Raw genomic sequence first — 19,042 nt, 5'->3', positions numbered from 1 at the left:
TTCATGCCGATTCAGGTTCTACCGCCGCAGCTCGCGAACCAAATCGCCGCCGGTGAGGTGGTGGAACGCCCTGCGTCGGTGGTGAAGGAGCTGGTGGAAAACAGCCTCGATGCGGGCGCAACCCGCATTGATATCGATATCGAACGCGGTGGCGCGAAGCTTATCCGCATTCGCGACAACGGCTGTGGCATTAAAAAAGACGAGCTGGCGCTGGCGCTGGCCCGTCACGCCACCAGTAAAATTGCCTCTCTGGATGACCTGGAAGCGATTATTAGCCTCGGTTTTCGCGGTGAAGCGCTGGCCAGTATCAGCTCGGTTTCGCGCTTGACGCTGACCTCCCGTACCGCTGAACAGCAGGAAGCCTGGCAGGCTTACGCCGAAGGGCGCGATATGGATGTGACGGTGAAACCCGCAGCGCACCCTGTCGGCACGACGCTGGAAGTCCTGGATCTGTTCTACAACACTCCCGCCCGACGCAAGTTTATGCGTACCGAGAAGACCGAGTTCGGCCATATCGACGAGATCATTCGCCGTATCGCGCTGGCCCGCTTCGATGTCACCATCAACCTCAGCCACAACGGCAAGGTGATGCGCCAGTACCGCGCGGTGGCGGAAGGTGGACAGAAAGAGCGTCGCTTGGGGGCGATCTGCGGTACGCCGTTTCTGGAACAGGCGCTGGCCATTGAGTGGCAGCACGGCGATCTGGCTTTACGCGGCTGGGTTGCCGATCCAAACGCGAGCAGTGCTGCGTTTGCCGAGATCCAGTATTGCTACGTAAACGGCCGCATGATGCGCGACCGTCTCATCAATCACGCGATTCGCCAGGCCTGCGAAGACAAACTCGGGGCCGATCAGCAGCCTGCTTTCGTCCTTTATCTGGAAATCGACCCCCATCAGGTGGATGTGAACGTCCATCCCGCCAAGCATGAGGTGCGGTTCCACCAGTCGCGTCTGGTTCACGACTTCATTTATCAGGGCGTGGCCGCCGTATTGCAGCAGCAGGCAGAGCCAACGCTGCCGCTGGAGAACGACGCCCCTGCACCGCGTCCGCTGCCGGAAAACCGTGTGGCGGCAGGGCGCAACCATTTTGCGGAGCCTGCCGTCGCGCGTGAACCGGAAGCCCCGCGTTTCTCCCCGGCAGGGAGCGCACCGCGTCCAACGGGCGCGAACTACCCGAATGCTCAGCCTGGCTATCAGAAGCAGCAGGGAGCGCTGTACCGCAAGCTGCTGGAAACGCCAGCCGTGGAGCATAAAGAGCACATTCAGGCCGCTCAGCCTTCTCTGGACGGCCATAGCCAGAGTTTTGGTCGGGTGCTGACGATTATCGCGCCGGATATGGCACTGCTTGAGCGTGACGGCAAATTGATGCTGCTGGCACTGCCGGTCGCCGAACGCTGGCTCAAGCAAGTGCAGCTCACGCCAGGCGAAAATGCAGCCTGTGCGCAGCCGTTGTTAATTCCGGTTCGCCTGAAAATATCCCCTGAGGAAACAAGGGTATTGCAGCGCGCCGAGCCGCAGCTGGCGCAAATGGGTATTGAAACTGTGCTCGAACCACAACATGTGACAATTCGTGCAGTGCCTTTACCCTTACGCCAACAAAATTTACAAAACTTGATTCCTGAACTGATAGGCTACCTGGCGCAGCAAACATCGTTTGATGCTGCCAACACCGCGCAGTGGATCGCCCGCCATCTGGCAAGCGAACACGCGCCGTGGAGTATGGCGCAGGCCATTAGCGTGCTGGCGGAGGTGGAACGCCTCTGTCCGCATCTGGTGAAAACGCCGCCGGGTGGGTTATTACAACCTGTTGATTTACAAACGGCGATGAACGCCCTGAAACATGATTGACGCAAGTAAGGCGAGCCTGCCTAAGGCAATTTTTTTAATGGGCCCTACGGCCTCCGGCAAAACGGCGCTAGCCATTGAGTTGCGTAAAGTTTTGCCTGTAGAGTTGATTAGCGTCGACTCCGCCCTCATCTACCGAGGGATGGACATCGGCACGGCGAAGCCTGACGCAGAAGAGTTGCGTGCGGCACCGCACCGTTTGCTGGATATTCTCGACCCGGCTCAGGCGTACTCCGCAGCGGATTTCCGCCGGGATGCCTTAGCCGAGATGGCCGAGATAACGGCGGCGGGACGTATACCGCTGTTGGTTGGCGGAACCATGCTCTATTTCAAGGCGTTGCTGGAGGGGTTGTCACCTCTGCCATCCGCGGATCCGGAAGTAAGAGCGAAAATTGAGCAGCAGGCGGCAGAGCAGGGTTGGGACGTTTTGCATCAGCAACTGGCGGAGATTGACCCGGTTGCGGCAGCACGGATCCATCCAAATGATCCGCAAAGGCTTTCCCGGGCACTGGAAGTTTTTTTCATTTCGGGTAAAACTTTAACGGAACTGACGCAAACGTCAGGAGACGCTCTGCCGTATCAGGTGCATCAGTTCGCCATCGCCCCGGCGAGCCGTGAACTGCTCCATCAGCGAATTGAGCAGCGTTTTCATCAGATGTTAGCTTCAGATTTTGAAGCAGAAGTGCGGGCGCTATTTGCCCGTGGAGATTTGCATACGGACATGCCTTCCATTCGTTGTGTGGGATACCGCCAGATGTGGTCGTATCTTGAAGGTGAGATTTCATACGATGAAATGGTTTATAGAGGTGTTTGCGCCACGAGACAGTTAGCGAAGCGCCAGATCACCTGGTTGCGCGGTTGGGACGGCGTTCACTGGTTAGACAGTGAAAAACCGCAACAGGCGTTAAACGAAGTGATTGAGGTTGTTGGTGATATCGCTCACTGAATGTGTACAATTGAGACGTATCGTGCGCAATTTTTCAGAATCGCAAGGTTCTAAGTACAAAACAAGCATATAAGGAAAAGATAGAATGGCTAAGGGGCAATCTTTACAAGATCCGTTCCTGAACGCATTGCGTCGGGAACGTGTTCCAGTTTCTATTTATTTGGTGAATGGTATTAAGCTGCAAGGTCAGATTGAGTCTTTCGATCAGTTTGTGATTCTGTTGAAAAACACGGTCAGTCAGATGGTCTACAAGCACGCTATTTCTACTGTTGTTCCGTCCCGTCCGGTATCTCATCACAGCAATAACACTGGCGGCGGCACTGGTAGTAACTACCATCATGGCAGCGCGCAGGGCTCTTCAACGCCGGCGCAGGACAGCGACGAAACCGAATAAGGTTTCGCACTGTTATCCACACGGGGAGCCAGGGATCCTGCGTTCCCCGCTGATCTTTTTAGAGAGGTTTACGCTTGTTTGACCGTTATGATGCCGGTGAGCAGGCGGTGCTGGTACACATCTATTTTTCGCAAGACAAAGATATGGAAGACCTCCAGGAGTTTGAATCTCTGGTCTCTTCCGCCGGTGTCGAAGCAATGCAGGTGATTACCGGTAGCCGTAAAGCGCCGCACCCAAAGTATTTTGTTGGTGAAGGTAAAGCAGTCGAAATTGCGGATGCCGTTAAAGCAACCGGCGCGTCAGTCGTGTTGTTTGATCATGCGCTGTCTCCAGCCCAGGAGCGCAACCTGGAAGCCCTTTGCGAATGCCGTGTTATCGATCGCACGGGTTTGATTTTAGATATTTTTGCTCAGCGTGCACGTACCCACGAAGGGAAACTGCAGGTTGAGCTGGCGCAGCTGCGCCATCTGGCTACGCGTCTGGTGCGTGGCTGGACACACCTTGAAAGACAAAAAGGCGGGATTGGTTTGCGCGGCCCGGGTGAAACCCAGCTCGAAACCGACCGTCGTTTGCTGCGTGGCCGAATTACCCAGATCCTCTCACGTCTGGAACGGGTAGAGAAACAGCGTGAACAGGGACGTCGGGCGCGAACGAAAGCCGACATCCCGACGGTGTCGCTGGTGGGCTATACCAACGCCGGTAAATCCACCCTGTTTAACCAGATAACCGAGGCCCAGGTGTATGCCGCAGACCAGCTGTTTGCGACCCTGGACCCTACGCTGCGCCGTATTGACGTTGCAGACGTTGGTGAAACGGTGCTGGCGGATACCGTAGGGTTTATCCGCCACCTGCCGCATGACCTGGTGGCGGCGTTTAAAGCCACCCTGCAGGAGACGCGACAGGCGACTCTGCTGCTGCACGTGATTGATGCGGCAGACGTGCGCGTGCAGGAGAACATCGACGCGGTGAACGTGGTGCTCGAAGAGATCGACGCCCATGAGATCCCTACGCTGTTGGTCATGAACAAGATCGATATGCTGGACGATTTCGAACCGCGTATCGACAGAGATGAAGAAAACAAACCGATTCGGGTCTGGCTTTCTGCCCAGACCGGTATTGGTGTGCCACTGCTTTTCCAGGCTTTGACAGAACGTCTTTCCGGTGAGGTAGCTCAGCACACGCTGCGACTGCCGCCACAGGAAGGCAGGCTGCGCAGCCGGTTTTATCAGCTTCAGGCGATAGAAAAAGAGTGGATGGAGGATGACGGCAGCGTGGGGATGCAGGTGCGTATGCCGATCGTTGACTGGCGTCGCCTCTGTAAACAAGAACCTGCGCTGGTCGACTATATCGTCTGATCAGAAAGGGGATGCCTGAATAATTCGCCCTTGCATAACAAATATGGAGCATATACATGGCGTGGAATCAGCCCGGTAATAACGGACAAGACCGCGACCCGTGGGGAAGCAGCAAACCTGGCGGCAACTCTGAGGGAAATGGCAACAAAGGTGGTCGCGAGCAGGGGCCGCCGGATCTGGATGATATCTTCCGCAAACTGAGCAAGAAGCTTGGTGGCCTTGGCGGAGGAAAAGGTTCTGGCTCGGGTGGCAATTCCACTCAGAGTTCGCGCCCGCCAATGGGTGGCCGCGTAGTGGGCATCGTGGCCGCTGCGGTAGTCATCATCTGGGCAGCCAGCGGGTTCTACACCATTAAAGAAGCAGAACGCGGCGTGGTCACACGTTTCGGTAAGTTCAGCCATCTGGTTGAGCCGGGTCTGAACTGGAAGCCGACCTTCATTGACGACGTGACCGCGGTAAACGTGGAATCCGTCCGTGAACTGGCCGCCTCTGGCGTTATGTTGACCTCTGACGAAAACGTGGTGCGCGTTGAGATGAACGTGCAGTACCGCGTGACCGATCCTGAGCGTTATCTGTTTAGCGTCACCAGCGCCGATGACAGCCTGCGTCAGGCGACTGACAGCGCCCTGCGCGGTGTGATCGGTAAATACACCATGGACCGTATCCTGACCGAAGGTCGTACCGTTATTCGTAGCGATACCCAGCGCGAGCTGGAAGAGACCATTCGTCCGTACAACATGGGTATCACCCTGCTGGACGTCAACTTCCAGGCCGCGCGTCCGCCGGAAGAGGTGAAAGCCGCATTTGACGATGCGATTGCTGCCCGTGAAAACGAACAGCAGTACATCCGTGAAGCAGAAGCGTACACCAACGAAGTTCAGCCACGCGCTAACGGTCAGGCGCAGCGTATTCTGGAAGAAGCGCGCGCGTATAAGACGCAGACCATCCTGGAAGCTCAGGGTGAAGTGGCTCGCTTTGCGAAGATCCTGCCGGAATATAAAGCGGCGCCGGAAATTACCCGTGAGCGTCTCTATATCGAGACCATGGAAAAAGTGCTGAGCCACACCCGCAAAGTGTTGGTTAACGACAGTAAAGGCGGAAACCTGATGGTTCTGCCGCTGGATCAGATGCTGAAAGGCGGTTCTGCACCAGCAGCGAAAGGCGACACCAGCGGCGCGAACAACCTGCTGCGTCTGCCGCCAGCCTCAACAGGCAGCGCCAGCACGAACACAACGCCTTCTTCGAACGATGGTGACATTATGGACCAACGCCGTGCTAACGCGCAGCGTAACGACTACCAGCGTCAGGGGGAATAAGGATGCGTAAGTCAGTTATTGCGATTATCGTCATCGTACTGGTCGCGCTTTATACCTCGATCTTTGTGGTGAAAGAAGGCGAGCGTGGGATTAAGTTCCAGTTCAGCAGCGTCGTGCGTGATGGTGACAAACGTCCGGTGATTTACGAGCCGGGCCTGCACTTCAAGGTGCCGTTCATTCAGTCAGTGAAAACGCTTGATGCGCGTATCCAGACCATGGATAACCAGGCCGACCGTTTCGTGACCAAAGAGAAGAAAGACCTGATCGTTGATTCCTATATTAAATGGCGCATCAGCGATTTCAGCCGTTACTTCCTGGCAACGGGCGGTGGTGACGTTTCTCAGGCAGAAGTGCTGCTGAAACGTAAGTTCTCTGACCGTCTGCGTTCCGAGATTGGTCGTCTGGATGTGAAAGACATCGTGACCGACTCCCGTGGTCGTCTGACCCTGGAAGTTCGCGATGCGCTGAACTCCGGTACAGCGGGCACGGAAGATGAAGTTTCAACGCCGGCAGCAGATGATGCGATTGCCAAAGCGGCTGAACGCGTTCAGGCGGAGACCAACGGTAAAGTGCCGGTGATCAACCCGAACAGCATGGCTGCGCTGGGTATCGAAGTGGTTGACGTGCGTATCAAACAGATCAACCTGCCAGTAGAAGTGTCCGAGGCGATTTACAACCGTATGCGCGCCGAGCGTGAAGCGGTAGCCCGTCGCCACCGTTCACAGGGCCAGGAAGAGGCTGAGAAGCTGCGTGCAGCAGCGGACTATGAAGTCACCAAGACGCTGGCGGAATCTGAGCGCCAGGGCCGTATCCTGCGCGGTGAAGGCGATGCCGAAGCGGCGAAGCTGTTCGCTGATGCCTTCAGCCAGGATCCTGACTTCTACGCCTTTATCCGTAGCCTGCGTGCTTACGAGAATAGCTTCCAGAGCAACCAGGATGTGATGGTGCTCAGCCCGGACAGCGATTTCTTCCGTTATATGAAGACGCCGACTAACGCAACGCGATAAACTCAGGCTCGTTTGAGTATTCAAACCACCGCTCTCAACGGAGCGGTGGTTTTCTTTTATAAGGAATAAAAATGAATTCAACGATCTGGCTCGCACTGGCTTTGGTTCTGGTGCTGGAAGGTCTTGGACCGATGCTTTATCCGCGCGCCTGGCGTCGAATGATCGCCACGATGAGCCAACTGCCGGATAATATTTTGCGTCGTTTCGGCGGAGGTCTTGTGGTTGCGGGCATCGTGATCTACTACATGTTGAGGAAAACGATTGGCTGATCAAAAAGTAGGCGCAATCGGCGTATTTTGAGGTCAAAAAGTGCTGTATATCTGAAAAAGCGATGGTAGAATCCATTTTTAAGCAAACGGTGATTTTGAAAAAAATGGGTAACAACGTCGTCGTACTGGGCACCCAATGGGGTGACGAAGGTAAAGGGAAGATTGTTGATCTTCTGACTGAACGGGCTAAATATGTTGTACGCTACCAGGGCGGTCACAACGCAGGCCATACTCTCGTAATCAACGGTGAAAAAACCGTCCTCCATCTTATTCCATCAGGCATTCTTCGTGATAACGTCACCAGCATCATCGGTAACGGCGTTGTGCTGTCTCCTGCTGCGCTGATGAAAGAGATGAAAGGTCTGGAAGACCGTGGTATCCCTGTTCGTGAGCGTCTGCTGCTCTCCGAGGCCTGCCCGCTGATTCTGGACTATCACGTGGCGCTGGACGTAGCGCGTGAGAAAGCGCGCGGTGCGAAAGCGATCGGTACCACCGGTCGTGGTATCGGCCCGGCCTACGAAGATAAAGTTGCGCGTCGCGGCCTGCGCGTGGGCGACCTCTTCGACAAAGAAACCTTCGCTGAAAAACTGAAAGAAGTGATGGAATATCACAATTTCCAGCTGGTGAACTTTTACAAAGCTGACGCTGTTGACTACCAGAAAGTGCTGGATGACGTCATGGCGATCGCTGACATTCTGACCGGTATGGTTGTTGATGTGTCCGATCTGCTGGACCAGGCGCGCAAGCGTGGCGATTTCGTCATGTTCGAAGGTGCGCAGGGTACGCTGCTGGACATCGACCACGGTACCTATCCGTACGTTACCTCCTCTAACACCACTGCAGGTGGCGTGGCGACCGGCTCTGGCCTGGGTCCACGTTATGTGGATTACGTTCTGGGCATCATCAAAGCGTACTCCACTCGCGTGGGTGCGGGTCCATTCCCGACCGAACTGTTTGATGAAACCGGCGAGTTCCTGTGCAAGCAGGGTAACGAGTTTGGCGCGACCACCGGTCGTCGTCGTCGTACCGGCTGGCTGGATGCGGTTGCAGTGCGTCGTGCAGTGCAGATCAACTCCCTGTCTGGCTTCTGCCTGACCAAGCTGGACGTACTGGACGGCCTGAAAGAAGTGAAAATCTGCGTAGGCTACCGTATGCCAGATGGCCGCGAAGTGACCACCACTCCGCTGGCTGCTGACGATTGGGAAGGCATTGAGCCAATCTACGAAACCATGCCGGGCTGGTCTGAGACCACTTTCGGTGTGAAAGAGCGTAGCGGCCTGCCGCAGGCGGCGCTGGATTACATCAAGCGTATTGAAGAACTGACCGAAGTGCCGATCGATATTATTTCTACCGGCCCGGATCGTACTGAAACGATGATCCTGCGCGACCCGTTCGACGCATAATCTTCGTGAATGCTGGCCTGCGGGGTGACCCGTAGGCCGGATAAGCGTCGCGCCATCCGGCGAACGCTCCTGTATCTCCGCTTTTTCGCCCCGTCTGTCAAATAAATTAGCCGCTAACTATCTGGCTGGTTTATCATCATTAATGAATATCTCTGCGGTTTGACCGCGTTTTCCCTTTTTTCCTGAGGTTGATGTGCAGTTAACAAGTTTCACCGATTACGGCTTACGTGCGCTGATTTACATGGCGTCGTTACCCGAGGGGAAGATGACCAGTATCTCTGAAGTGACAGAGGTCTACGGCGTGTCCCGTAATCATATGGTCAAAATAATCAATCAACTTAGTCGTGCCGGATACGTTGCTGCCGTCCGCGGGAAGAATGGTGGGATCCGTCTCGGTAAACCGGCACAGAGTATTCGTGTTGGCGATGTGGTACGTGAACTGGAGCCGCTGTCTCTGGTGAACTGCAGCAGCGAGTTCTGCCACATCACGCCCGCTTGCCGCCTGAAACAGGCGCTTTCTAAGGCTGTGCAAAGTTTTCTCATGGAACTGGATAACTACACGCTGGCCGATTTGGTTGAAGAGAATCAACCGCTTTATAAATTATTGCTGGTGGAATGAAGAAAATTTCCACCGGAGCTGACAACGGAGGAACCGACATGTCACATGATCCTTTCCAGGAACGCGAAGCCGAAAAATACGCGAATCCTATTCCCAGCCGCGAGTTCATCATTGAACACTTAACAAAACGCGAAAAACCCGCCAATCGTGAAGAACTTGCCGTTGAATTAAACATTGAAGGTGAAGAGCAAATTGAAGCCCTTCGCCGCCGCCTGCGCGCGATGGAGCGTGATGGGCAGTTGGTCTTTACCCGCCGCCAGTGCTACGCGCTGCCAGAACGCCTCGATCTCCTGAAAGGGACCGTCATTGGTCACCGTGATGGCTTTGGCTTCCTGCGCGTGGAAGGCCGTAAAGACGATCTGTACCTCTCATCTGAACAGATGAAGATGTGCATCCACGGCGACCAGATCCTGGCACAGCCGCTGGGCGCTGACCGTAAAGGTCGTCGCGAAGCGCGCGTGGTACGCGTTCTGGTGCCAAAAACCAGCCAGATCGTTGGCCGCTACTTTACCGACGCGGGCGTGGGCTTCGTGGTGCCGGACGACAGCCGTCTGAGCTTCGACATTTTGATCCCACCTGAAGAGGTAATGGGTGCCCGCATGGGCTTTGTGGTGGTGGTGGAACTCACCCAGCGCCCAACCCGTCGCACCAAAGCGGTAGGTAAAATCGTCGAAGTGCTTGGCGACAATATGGGCACTACCATGGCCGTTGATATGGCGCTGCGTACCCATGAAATTCCGTACATCTGGCCGAAAGCGGTTGAAGAGCAGATCGAAAGCCTGCGCGAAGAAGTTCCGGAAGAGTCCAAAGTGGGCCGCGTGGATCTGCGCGATCTACCGCTGGTCACTATCGACGGTGAAGACGCCCGCGACTTCGATGACGCCGTCTACTGCGAGAAAAAACGCGGCGGCGGCTGGCGTCTGTGGGTCGCTATTGCAGACGTAAGCTACTATGTTCGTCCGCACACCCCGCTGGATAACGAAGCGCGCAGCCGCGGCACCTCGGTCTACTTCCCGTCGCAGGTCGTGCCGATGCTGCCGGAAGTGCTGTCTAACGGCCTGTGCTCCCTGAACCCGCAGGTTGACCGCCTCTGTATGGTTTGCGAGATGACCATCTCCACCAAAGGGCGCTTAACCGGCTACAAGTTCTACGAAGCGGTGATGAGCTCGCACGCGCGTCTGACCTATACCAAGGTCTGGCATATGCTGCAGGGCGACCAGGATCTGCGCGAACAGTACGCGCCGCTGGTCAAACACATCGAAGAGCTGCATAACCTCTACAAAACGCTGGATCAGGCGCGCGAAGAGCGCGGCGGGATCTCGTTTGAGAGTGAAGAAGCGAAATTCATTTTCAACGCAGAACGCCGCATTGAACGTATCGAGCAGACCCAGCGTAACGATGCGCATAAGCTTATCGAAGAGTGTATGATTCTGGCGAACATCTCGGCGGCACGCTTCGTCGAAAAAGCCAAAGAACCGGCGCTGTTCCGTATTCACGATAAGCCGACCACGGAAGCCATTACGTCGTTCCGCTCCGTGCTGGCCGAACTCGGTCTGGAGCTGCCTGGCGGTAACAAGCCAGAGCCGCGCGATTACGCCGAGCTGCTGGAGTCCATTGGCGACCGTCCTGACGCTGAAATGCTGCAGACGATGCTGCTGCGCTCTATGAAGCAGGCAATTTACGATCCGGAAAACCGGGGACACTTCGGCCTGGCGCTGCAGTCTTACGCCCACTTTACCTCGCCGATCCGTCGTTATCCTGACCTCTCTCTGCACCGTGCGATCAAGTATCTGCTGGCGCAGGAGCAGGGCCATAAAGGGAACACCACCGAAACCGGTGGCTACCACTATTCGATGGAAGAGATGCTGCAGCTGGGCCAGCACTGCTCCATGGCCGAACGTCGTGCCGATGAAGCAACCCGTGACGTGGCGGACTGGCTGAAGTGTGACTTTATGCTCGATCAGGTGGGTAACGTCTTTAAAGGCGTGATTGCCAGCGTGACCGGCTTTGGTTTCTTCGTTCGTCTGGACGAGCTGTTCATCGACGGTCTGGTGCACGTCTCCAGCCTGGATAACGACTACTACCGCTTCGACCAGGTCGGTCAGCGCCTGATTGGCGAATCTGGCGGCCAGACCTATCGTCTGGGCGACCGTGTGGAAGTGAAGGTCGAAGCCGTGAATATGGACGACCGTAAAATCGACTTCAGCCTGATCTCCAGCGAGCGCGCGCCGCGTAACGTCGGCAAAACCGAGCGTGAGAAAGCGAAAAAAGGCGGTAACGGTAAACCGGGCGGCGGTAAACGTCGTCAGGCGGGCAAGAAGGTAAACTTCGAGCCGGACAGCGCCTTCCGCGGCGAGAAGAAACAGAAGCCGAAGGCGGCGAAGAAAGAAGCCCGCTCGGCGAAAAAACCTTCCGCGAAAACGCAGAAAATAGCCGCCGCGACTAAAGCGAAGCGCGCAGCGAAAAAAAATACCGCGCAGTAATTTTGTCCCACTAACCCCTTTCCGACGAAAGGGGTTATTCTTTTTTGCCGTAAGTCATTCCAGAACAGAATAGATAGCGGCCTTATCAACCCGTTTTCCCTGCTTATTCATTTTCCAGTAATCGTTATTTATTATTTTTGATTAGCCGTGTTAGTCAGATGTGTATAGTGAATTTCACTTTTATAAAGCCCCCTTTTTAGCAAGGAGCGTTTATGCATCTGGCCCGTTTTCCCCGAATTTCACTCGGTCATTTTCCTACGCCACTGGAACCGTTAAATAATTTAACCCAATTATTAGGCGGGCCTAAAATATGGATAAAACGCGACGATGCAACGGGCCTTGCAAGCGGCGGGAATAAAACCCGCAAGCTGGAATTTCTGTTGGCGGATGCTCTGCAGCAAAAGGCAGATGTCATCGTGACGCAGGGCGCGACCCAGTCTAACCACGTACGTCAAACAATCGCCGGTGCCGCACGCCTTGGCCTGCAGGCAAAAGCGCTGCTGGAAAAACGCGTGACTGATTTTGGTGAGGATTATCAGCGCTCGGGTAACGTGCTGCTGGATACCCTTCTGGGCGGCGAGATTGTCGCACATCTGCCAGGCGGTACCGATATGCAAAAGGCGATGGAAGAGTACGCCGCAACGCTTCGCGAACAAGGCCACCGTCCGTACGTTATCCCTGGCGGAGGTTCGAACCCCATCGGGGCGCTGGGCTACGTTGCGTGCGCGGAGGAGTTGCTTTACCAATCATCAGAGCGTCGTTTGCGCATCGATCACGTTGTCCATGCGACGGGCAGTACCGGCACGCAGGCGGGGCTGGTCGCAGGGTTCACCGCCACTAACAGCCATATCCCGGTGCTCGGCATCAGCGTGCGGGCTCCCAAAGATAAACAGGAAGAGAACGTCTGGAATCTGGCATCCAGAACGCTGGATCTGTTGGGCGTGCCGGGGGAACTGTCGCGGCATGCGGTAGTCGCTAACAGCGATTATGTCGGTGACGGATACGGTTTGCCGACGGAGGGCACGCTTGAAGCACTGAGGCTGCTGGCCCGCCATGAAGGTATCCTGCTCGATCCGGTTTACTCCGCAAAAGGGATGGCCGGGCTTATCGATCTGATCCGCAAAGGGCATTTCCGTCAGGATGAAAATATTGTCTTTATCCACACGGGTGGGTCAGCAGGACTATTTGGCTATCGTCAGGTGCTGGAGCATGGCTAAGCCTTTCCTGCTTGGCGTGCTGGGAGGTATGGGCCCCCTTGCGACGCTGGATTTTCTGCGTCGCCTGCTGGAGGCTACGCCTGCGCAGAGCGATCAACAGCAGATCCCAACGGTCGTCTGGAATGTACCGCAAATTGCCGATCGCCAGAACGCGCTGGCGGGTACGGGCCCGTCGCCCTTGCCGCAGCTTCTTCACGCTGTCGAGAAACTTAACCAGGCGGGGGCAAGCCATATCGCAATCCCCTGTAATACGGCTCACCACTGGTACGACGCGCTGAGTGAAGCCAGCAGCGCTCCTATTCTGCATATCGTTGATGCGACGCTGGACGCGCTGTCGCAGGCTGATGAAAAACCTCAGCGGGTTGGCGTCATTGCCACTAAAGGCACGCTGGACGCGGGCTGGTATCAGGAACGACTGGCCGCGCAGGCTATTGAGGTCGTCGTGCCGACCCCCGAGGAGCTAGCCCAATGGTTTGTACCGGGCTGCTACGCGGTAAAGCGTGGCGCGCTGGTTGAGGGCGGTGAGCTGCTGGCGTTGCAGGCCAACGCACTGTTTGCCCGTGGCGCGCAAAAACTGGTGCTGGCCTGTACCGAAGTGCCTGTTGCGCTGGAGGCTGCCAGGGCTCCGTTTCGTCATCTCACCTGGGATCCGGCTCAGGCGCTGGCAGAACGATGTTCGCAGTTATGGCAAACCAGCAGATCATTTAATTAGCGCAACGTCCGTTACGATCGCGGACATTATATTCAGATAAATCACAGGATAAATAAAATGAAAAAAAGTCTCTGCTTATTAATTGCAGCGGGCGGGCTATGGGCAAATATGAGTTTTGCCGATTCACCTGCTGAGGTTCGTGTGGCATATAGCGGCGGTTCTCAGGTATTAATGCTGGCAAAAGCCGATGGCTCTCTTGATAAAGCGTTAAACACTAAAGTGAAGTGGGTGCAATTTGCATCGGGTGCCGATGCGCTTAATTATTTTGCCAGCAATGCGATTGATATTGCCAATTTTGGATCCAGTCCAGCGACGGCAGGCATTGTCCGCAAATTGCCGGTCGAAATTATTGGCGTATCGGGCGTGATAGCCAGCTATGAACGCCTGATCGGTAAAGATGGCATTGTGAAAATTAATGATATCGAAGGGAAGCGTGTCGCCTACCCACCCAACTCAACGGCTCAGTATGCTCTCGAAGCCGCGATCAGCGTGAACAAACTGGACCGCAGCAAAATCACGTTACTGCCGCTGCGTCCTGCAGAAATGGTCGCGGCATGGAAGCGTGGTGATATTGATGCTGGCTATGTCTGGGCACCGTTTGCACAGGAGCTGGAGGCGTCGGGTGGGCACCAGGTCTTTGCCACCAAGGACCTGCAGAAAGACGGCTATCTTATCTACAACAACTATGTGGTGCGGAAAGCCTTTGCTGAGAAGTACCCAGAAGCGGTCACTGCGTTTCTTCGCGTGCATCAGCAGAAGGTGGATGAGTTTAAGAAAGACCCGGAGCGTGCGGCAGGCATCGTTGCTAAAGAAGTTGGGGCACCGGTTACCACGGCGGCAAATACGCTGGGTGGGCTGGAGTATCCAACGCTTGCCCAGCAGGGTACTGCGGACTGGCTGGGTAATGGCACGCAGACCACCGACAGCGGTATCGGCAAGGCCTTAACCAAAACCTCCAGCTTCCTCGCCGGTATTGGCGAAATCCGCAAGCGCGATATCCCTGCAAACTGGGATACCGCCATTGATTCTCGCTATATCCGTGATGCGGCGGTGGCGGCGCAATGAGATTGAGTCAGCATATCGCCATCAGCGTAGTGTCGGTGGCGGTTTTCTTTATCGTCTGGCAGGTGGCGGCAACGCAGCAGTGGGTCGATCCGCTGCTGTTACCGTCGCTAACGGACATTGGTTTGACGACCGAAGAACTTCTTGCCGATGGCTATCGTCAGGTACCGCTCTGGGAACACATTGCGGTGAGCCTCGCGCGAGCGCTGAGCGCATTTACCGTGGCGATTATCATTGGTATTCCGCTGGGGTTACTGATGGGCCTGTCTGACGGCCTGGCGGCGGTACTTAATCCCTTCGTTCAGTTTCTGCGTCCTTTACCCAAAATTGCACTCATCCCCCTGGCCGTCGTGTGGCTTGGGATTGGCGAGGCCTCCAAATTCTTCCTGATCTTCATTGCCACGTTTTTAAGCGTGGTCGTGGGGGCATCGGCAGCCGTTGAACGCATTGGTCGTTCACGTATTCGCGTGGCGCAGACGCTGGGCGCTTCCCGCAGACAAATCTTCATGCGTGTCGTCCTCCCGGACGCGCTGCCGGACCTTTTCACCACCGTCAGGCTTTCCATTGGCATTGGCTGGACGTCGTTGATTGCAGCGGAGATGGTCGCCGCCAGTTCCGGCCTGGGCTGGATGGTCATCAACGCCAGCTCTTATTTGCGTACTGATATCGTCATGCTCGGCATTTTGCTGCTGGGCGGCATTGGTTATCTCCTGGATTTATTACTGCTGGGGCTACAGCGCCTGACGGTGCCCTGGGCGGGGAAAGAATAATGAGTGCTATCACCCTTGAAAACGTAACGCTCTCTTTCGCGGCGAAACCCCAGCCGTTTACGGTGCTGGAAGATATCAATCTGAGCCTGAACAGCGGTGAGTTTGTGGTCCTGCTTGGGCCGTCTGGCTGTGGCAAATCCACCATTCTGAACCTTGTCGCCGGGTTTAATAAGCCAGACCGGGGGCGGGTAGCTGCTGGCGGGAAAGATATCAGCAAGCCTGGTCCCGATCGCGGAATGATATTCCAGCAACCCAACCTTTTCCCGTGGCTCTCGGTGCTGGAAAACGTCACGTTTGGCCCACGTCTGGGCAAATACCGTAAGGACGAAACCAATGCCCTGGCGCAGACGTGGCTAGAGCGCGTGGGTCTGAAAGGCTTTGAACATCATGCGCCCTGGCAGCTTTCTGGCGGTATGAAGCAGCGCGTGGCGCTCGCTCGCGCCTGGCTCCCCGGCCCGGAAGTGCTGCTGCTGGATGAACCGTTCGGTGCGCTGGATGCGCAAACCCGACTGATGATGCAGGAGTTGCTGCGCGAGGCATGGCTCTCCACCGGCACCACGCTGCTCTTCGTCACGCACGATGTGGAAGAGGCGCTTTTTTTGGCTGACCGCATTCTGATCATGTCGGCAAAACCGGGAAAAATCGTTGATGAGATCGTTCTGCCCTTTGGGCGGGAGCGAGATATCGAAACGCTGGCGGAACACCCTTCCTATAGCGAGATCAAGCATCACGTCCTGCATCGGGTACGCCAGGAGGCGAAGCGGCACTTACGTTAACTACAGTTCCCGGTGTCGGGAATGAATCAACCGTCATGACTGAGGTGGAAGCAATGAGCAATAGCGAATTACGAGACCGTCTTGAAACAAGTATTCAACAGCACCGGGATGAGTATGTGGCGATAGCCAAAAATATTCACGCCCATCCTGAAACCGGCAATAACGAGTATTACGCCAGCGGTCAGCTGACACAGCTGCTGGAAAAACAGGGTTTTGCCGTCACGCTTAACGTCGCCGGTCATGAAACGGCTTTTTATGCGGTGAAGGAGAGCGGCAGGCCCGGCCCTACTATCGCGTTCCTGGCGGAATACGATGCGCTTATTGATATCGGGCACGCCTGTGGTCACAACATCATTGGGGTTACCAGTATTGCAGCAGCGATTGCGCTTAGTGAAACGCTGGACGCGACAGGGGGCAAGGTCGTGGTACTCGGTACGCCTGCAGAAGAGGGCGGGCTGCGTGGTAAAGGCGGTCCAAACGGTAATGTGAAAGCCCGCTTCGTGGAGCATGGCTTCCTTAACGATGTCGATGTGGCATTGATGGTCCACCCCGCCGGGAAAACGCGATTGTCCGGCCCGTCACTGGCGAATAACCATCTCTACTTCCATTTCTATGGCAAACCTTCCCACGCGGGCAGCTCACCGCATAAAGGGGTGAACGCGCTGGATGCGCTGGTGTTGCTCTATAACGGTATCAGCGTTCTGCGCCAGCAGCTGCCGGATGGCATCCGCGTTCACGGCATTATCACTAACGGCGGTCAGGCGCCGAATGTGATCCCGGAGTATGCGTCGGCGCACTATTACATTCGTGCCCATACCCGTGAAGAGGTGGTCGCGCTGGAGCCACGTATTCGCGCCATTGCGGAAGGCGTCGCGCTGGCAACCGGTACCACGGTCAAGATTGAGCATCAGGTTGGGCCGCGTGATTTCAACATCAACCACACGCTGAACGGTGTACTGCTGGAAGAATTCACCGCCGCAGGGGAGACGGTCGAGCTGAAGGAAAAAGAGGGGTTGGGCTCAACCGATGCTGGCGATATCAGCCATGCGGTACCGACAGCACATCCCTACATCAAGATTGGCCCCGATGAACTGATTGGTCACACCGTGGCGTTCCGCGAGGCCGCTAACTCAGTACAGGGCTATGACGCGCTGGTGACAGGCGCGCAGGTGCTGGCCCGAACCGGGCTGCGACTGTTAACCGATGCTGCGCTGCTGCAGGAAGTGAAAGACGAATTTGCCGGGCAAACTGCCGCCACGCAAGCTGCATGACCTCAACCGGAGCACCATAACAATGAAAATGCTGTTTTCTGCCGCCGCACTCATGCTGGCGGTGGCTTTACCCCTGGGAAGTGCACAGGCCGAGAGTATCGATCGTAATGCCGTGCTGAATATTGCCTACGGGAACCGGCCTGGAACGCTGGATCCTTATCTGACGACCAATAACGCCACCTCAGACGTGGACAGGCATATTTTCGAAACGTTGTTCACCATCAACGCCAAATTTGAGCCTGTACCAGAGCTGGTGGAAAGTTACACCCTGAGTGACGATCGCAAGACCTACACCTTTGTGTTGCGTGACGGGATCCATTTTCATGACGGACAACCGCTGACTGCGGATGACGTTGTGGCTTCAATGAATCGCTGGCTGGCAGTGTCCACGCAGGGGAAAGCGAATTTGCCCGGCGTGCAGTTCAGTAAGGTGGATGATAAAACCGTCACCTTTACGCTTCCTTCCCCGTCACTGATTACGCTCAACGTACTGGCAGACGTGAAGAACATCGCCGCTATTATGCCGAAACGCATTATTGATGAGGCCAACAGCAGCAAGAAGCCCGTGACCGAGCTCATTGGCACCGGACCTTACAAACTGGCCGAGTTCAAACCCGGTGATTTTCTGCACTTAACCCGTTATGACCAGTATCAGTCCCGCAAGGAGCCTGCAAGCGGTCTATCAGGCGAGAAGAAAGCGGATGTGAAGGACATCTGGTTCCGCTACATTACCGATGAATCCACTCGCCTGGCCGGGGCGATGACCGGAGAATACGATCTGGTATTCCAGCTGCCGAAGGACAATATCGACACGCTCAGCAGCGTGCCGAATCTGTCGCTCTTCCAGCCCAAAAGCGGCGGCTCGCTCATTACCTACCTGTTCAATAAAAACCAGGGGCCGTTTGCCAATGTGAAGCTGCGCCAGGCATTCAACCTCGCGCTTAATGTCCATCAAACGCTGCTGGCGGGCTACAGCGATCCGCGTTTCTTTAAGGAAGATCCGTCACTGGGCTTCCCGGAACAGGTGGACTGGTACAGTGAGGCCGGTAAGCCTTTCTGGAACCAACATCGGCTCGACGAGGCGCGCGCGCTGGTGAAAGACTCGGGCTACAATGGCGAAGAAGTGGTGATCATCGCCACGAAAGAATATGCCGAGTTGTATAACCTGGCGATAGTGGCTCAGCAGGTGCTGAAGCAGATTGGCGTGAAGTCACGCCTCGACGTCTACGACTGGCCGACCGTTCTGCAGCGCCGCCAGGATCCGAAAAACTTTGACCTCTGTGCGCTGGAGTTCTCCATGCGTCAGGTGCTGCATCAATATCCCTTCCTCGATTCGCGCGCGAAGTTTCCCGGGCTGAGCAACAACCCGGAGATCGATAACGTGCTGGATGAAATCAAGCAGGCGCCTTCATTGAAAGAGGCGAAACCGCTGGTGGATGAACTGAACAGGCTGAGCTGGCAATATCTGCCGGTCATTGTGCTTGGCCGCACTACGCCGGATGCGGTGGCGCTAAAAGGCAATGTGAAAGGCTATCAGGACCTGATTGGCCCTATTTTATGGAACGTGAGCGTGACGAAACCCTGACGGGAGAAGGCG

General features: G+C 55.8%; 17 protein-coding genes. All 17 read left to right on the top strand.

Features of this window, described 5'->3' with window-relative positions:
• Window positions 1-3: 3 nt before the first annotated feature.
• On the top strand, window positions 4-1,848 hold the full coding sequence (gene mutL / locus V4835_RS21460; protein ID WP_331413644.1) for a DNA mismatch repair endonuclease MutL: 1,845 nt from the start codon (window positions 4-6) through the stop codon (window positions 1,846-1,848).
• Window positions 1,841-2,791, top strand: a complete 951-nt coding sequence (gene miaA, locus V4835_RS21455; RefSeq protein ID WP_063144099.1) for a tRNA (adenosine(37)-N6)-dimethylallyltransferase MiaA — start codon at window positions 1,841-1,843, stop codon at window positions 2,789-2,791. The genes mutL and miaA overlap by 8 nt, the downstream gene beginning before the upstream one ends.
• An 85-nt stretch (window positions 2,792-2,876) precedes the next feature.
• Window positions 2,877-3,185 (top strand): RNA chaperone Hfq, encoded by a 309-nt coding sequence (hfq, locus tag V4835_RS21450; RefSeq protein WP_063144098.1) that lies wholly within the window; start codon window positions 2,877-2,879, stop codon window positions 3,183-3,185.
• Between the two features lie 74 nt (window positions 3,186-3,259).
• Window positions 3,260-4,540, top strand: a complete 1,281-nt coding sequence (gene hflX, locus V4835_RS21445) for a ribosome rescue GTPase HflX (RefSeq protein WP_023310136.1) — start codon at window positions 3,260-3,262, stop codon at window positions 4,538-4,540.
• A 56-nt stretch (window positions 4,541-4,596) separates the two neighbouring features.
• Window positions 4,597-5,856: an FtsH protease activity modulator HflK gene (gene hflK, locus V4835_RS21440; RefSeq protein ID WP_023310137.1), complete on the top strand. Its 1,260-nt coding sequence runs from the start codon at window positions 4,597-4,599 to the stop codon at window positions 5,854-5,856.
• Window positions 5,857-5,858: 2 nt separating this feature from the next.
• Entirely contained in the window at window positions 5,859-6,863 is a 1,005-nt protein-coding gene (gene hflC / locus V4835_RS21435; RefSeq protein ID WP_023334250.1) for a protease modulator HflC, read from the top strand.
• Window positions 6,864-6,934: 71 nt separating this feature from the next.
• Entirely contained in the window at window positions 6,935-7,132 is a 198-nt protein-coding gene (locus tag V4835_RS21430; protein WP_003855996.1) for a DUF2065 domain-containing protein, read from the top strand.
• 104 nt (window positions 7,133-7,236) lie between these two features.
• Window positions 7,237-8,535 (top strand): adenylosuccinate synthase, encoded by a 1,299-nt coding sequence (locus V4835_RS21425; protein WP_331414154.1) that lies wholly within the window; start codon window positions 7,237-7,239, stop codon window positions 8,533-8,535.
• 193 nt (window positions 8,536-8,728) lie between these two features.
• Window positions 8,729-9,154: a nitric oxide-sensing transcriptional repressor NsrR gene (gene nsrR / locus V4835_RS21420; protein ID WP_111965420.1), complete on the top strand. Its 426-nt coding sequence runs from the start codon at window positions 8,729-8,731 to the stop codon at window positions 9,152-9,154.
• Between the two features lie 38 nt (window positions 9,155-9,192).
• On the top strand, window positions 9,193-11,637 hold the full coding sequence (gene rnr / locus V4835_RS21415; protein WP_063144097.1) for a ribonuclease R: 2,445 nt from the start codon (window positions 9,193-9,195) through the stop codon (window positions 11,635-11,637).
• A gap of 212 nt (window positions 11,638-11,849) precedes the next feature.
• Window positions 11,850-12,854, top strand: coding sequence for a D-cysteine desulfhydrase (locus tag V4835_RS21410; RefSeq protein ID WP_010427488.1), 1,005 nt, complete (start codon window positions 11,850-11,852; stop codon window positions 12,852-12,854).
• Window positions 12,847-13,566 (top strand): aspartate/glutamate racemase family protein, encoded by a 720-nt coding sequence (locus V4835_RS21405; protein ID WP_331413642.1) that lies wholly within the window; start codon window positions 12,847-12,849, stop codon window positions 13,564-13,566. The genes V4835_RS21410 and V4835_RS21405 overlap by 8 nt, the downstream gene beginning before the upstream one ends.
• Window positions 13,567-13,623: 57 nt before the next feature.
• Window positions 13,624-14,631 (top strand): taurine ABC transporter substrate-binding protein, encoded by a 1,008-nt coding sequence (locus V4835_RS21400; protein ID WP_331413640.1) that lies wholly within the window; start codon window positions 13,624-13,626, stop codon window positions 14,629-14,631.
• Window positions 14,628-15,398: an ABC transporter permease gene (locus V4835_RS21395; RefSeq protein ID WP_063144093.1), complete on the top strand. Its 771-nt coding sequence runs from the start codon at window positions 14,628-14,630 to the stop codon at window positions 15,396-15,398. The genes V4835_RS21400 and V4835_RS21395 overlap by 4 nt, the downstream gene beginning before the upstream one ends.
• Window positions 15,398-16,174, top strand: coding sequence for an ABC transporter ATP-binding protein (locus tag V4835_RS21390; protein ID WP_331413638.1), 777 nt, complete (start codon window positions 15,398-15,400; stop codon window positions 16,172-16,174). Before V4835_RS21395 ends, V4835_RS21390 begins: the two co-directional genes overlap by 1 nt.
• 53 nt (window positions 16,175-16,227) lie before the next feature.
• Window positions 16,228-17,445 (top strand): M20 family metallopeptidase, encoded by a 1,218-nt coding sequence (locus V4835_RS21385; RefSeq protein WP_313772851.1) that lies wholly within the window; start codon window positions 16,228-16,230, stop codon window positions 17,443-17,445.
• A 22-nt stretch (window positions 17,446-17,467) separates the two neighbouring features.
• A complete protein-coding gene (locus V4835_RS21380; protein WP_331413636.1) occupies window positions 17,468-19,030 on the top strand; it encodes an ABC transporter substrate-binding protein in 1,563 nt (520 codons plus the stop codon).
• Window positions 19,031-19,042: the final 12 nt, after the last annotated feature.

The organism is Enterobacter cloacae complex sp. CARB60 (assembly GCF_036487345.1).
Lineage (GTDB): Bacteria > Pseudomonadota > Gammaproteobacteria > Enterobacterales > Enterobacteriaceae > Enterobacter > Enterobacter asburiae_D.
This window is presented reverse-complemented; position numbering and strand designations above follow the sequence as displayed.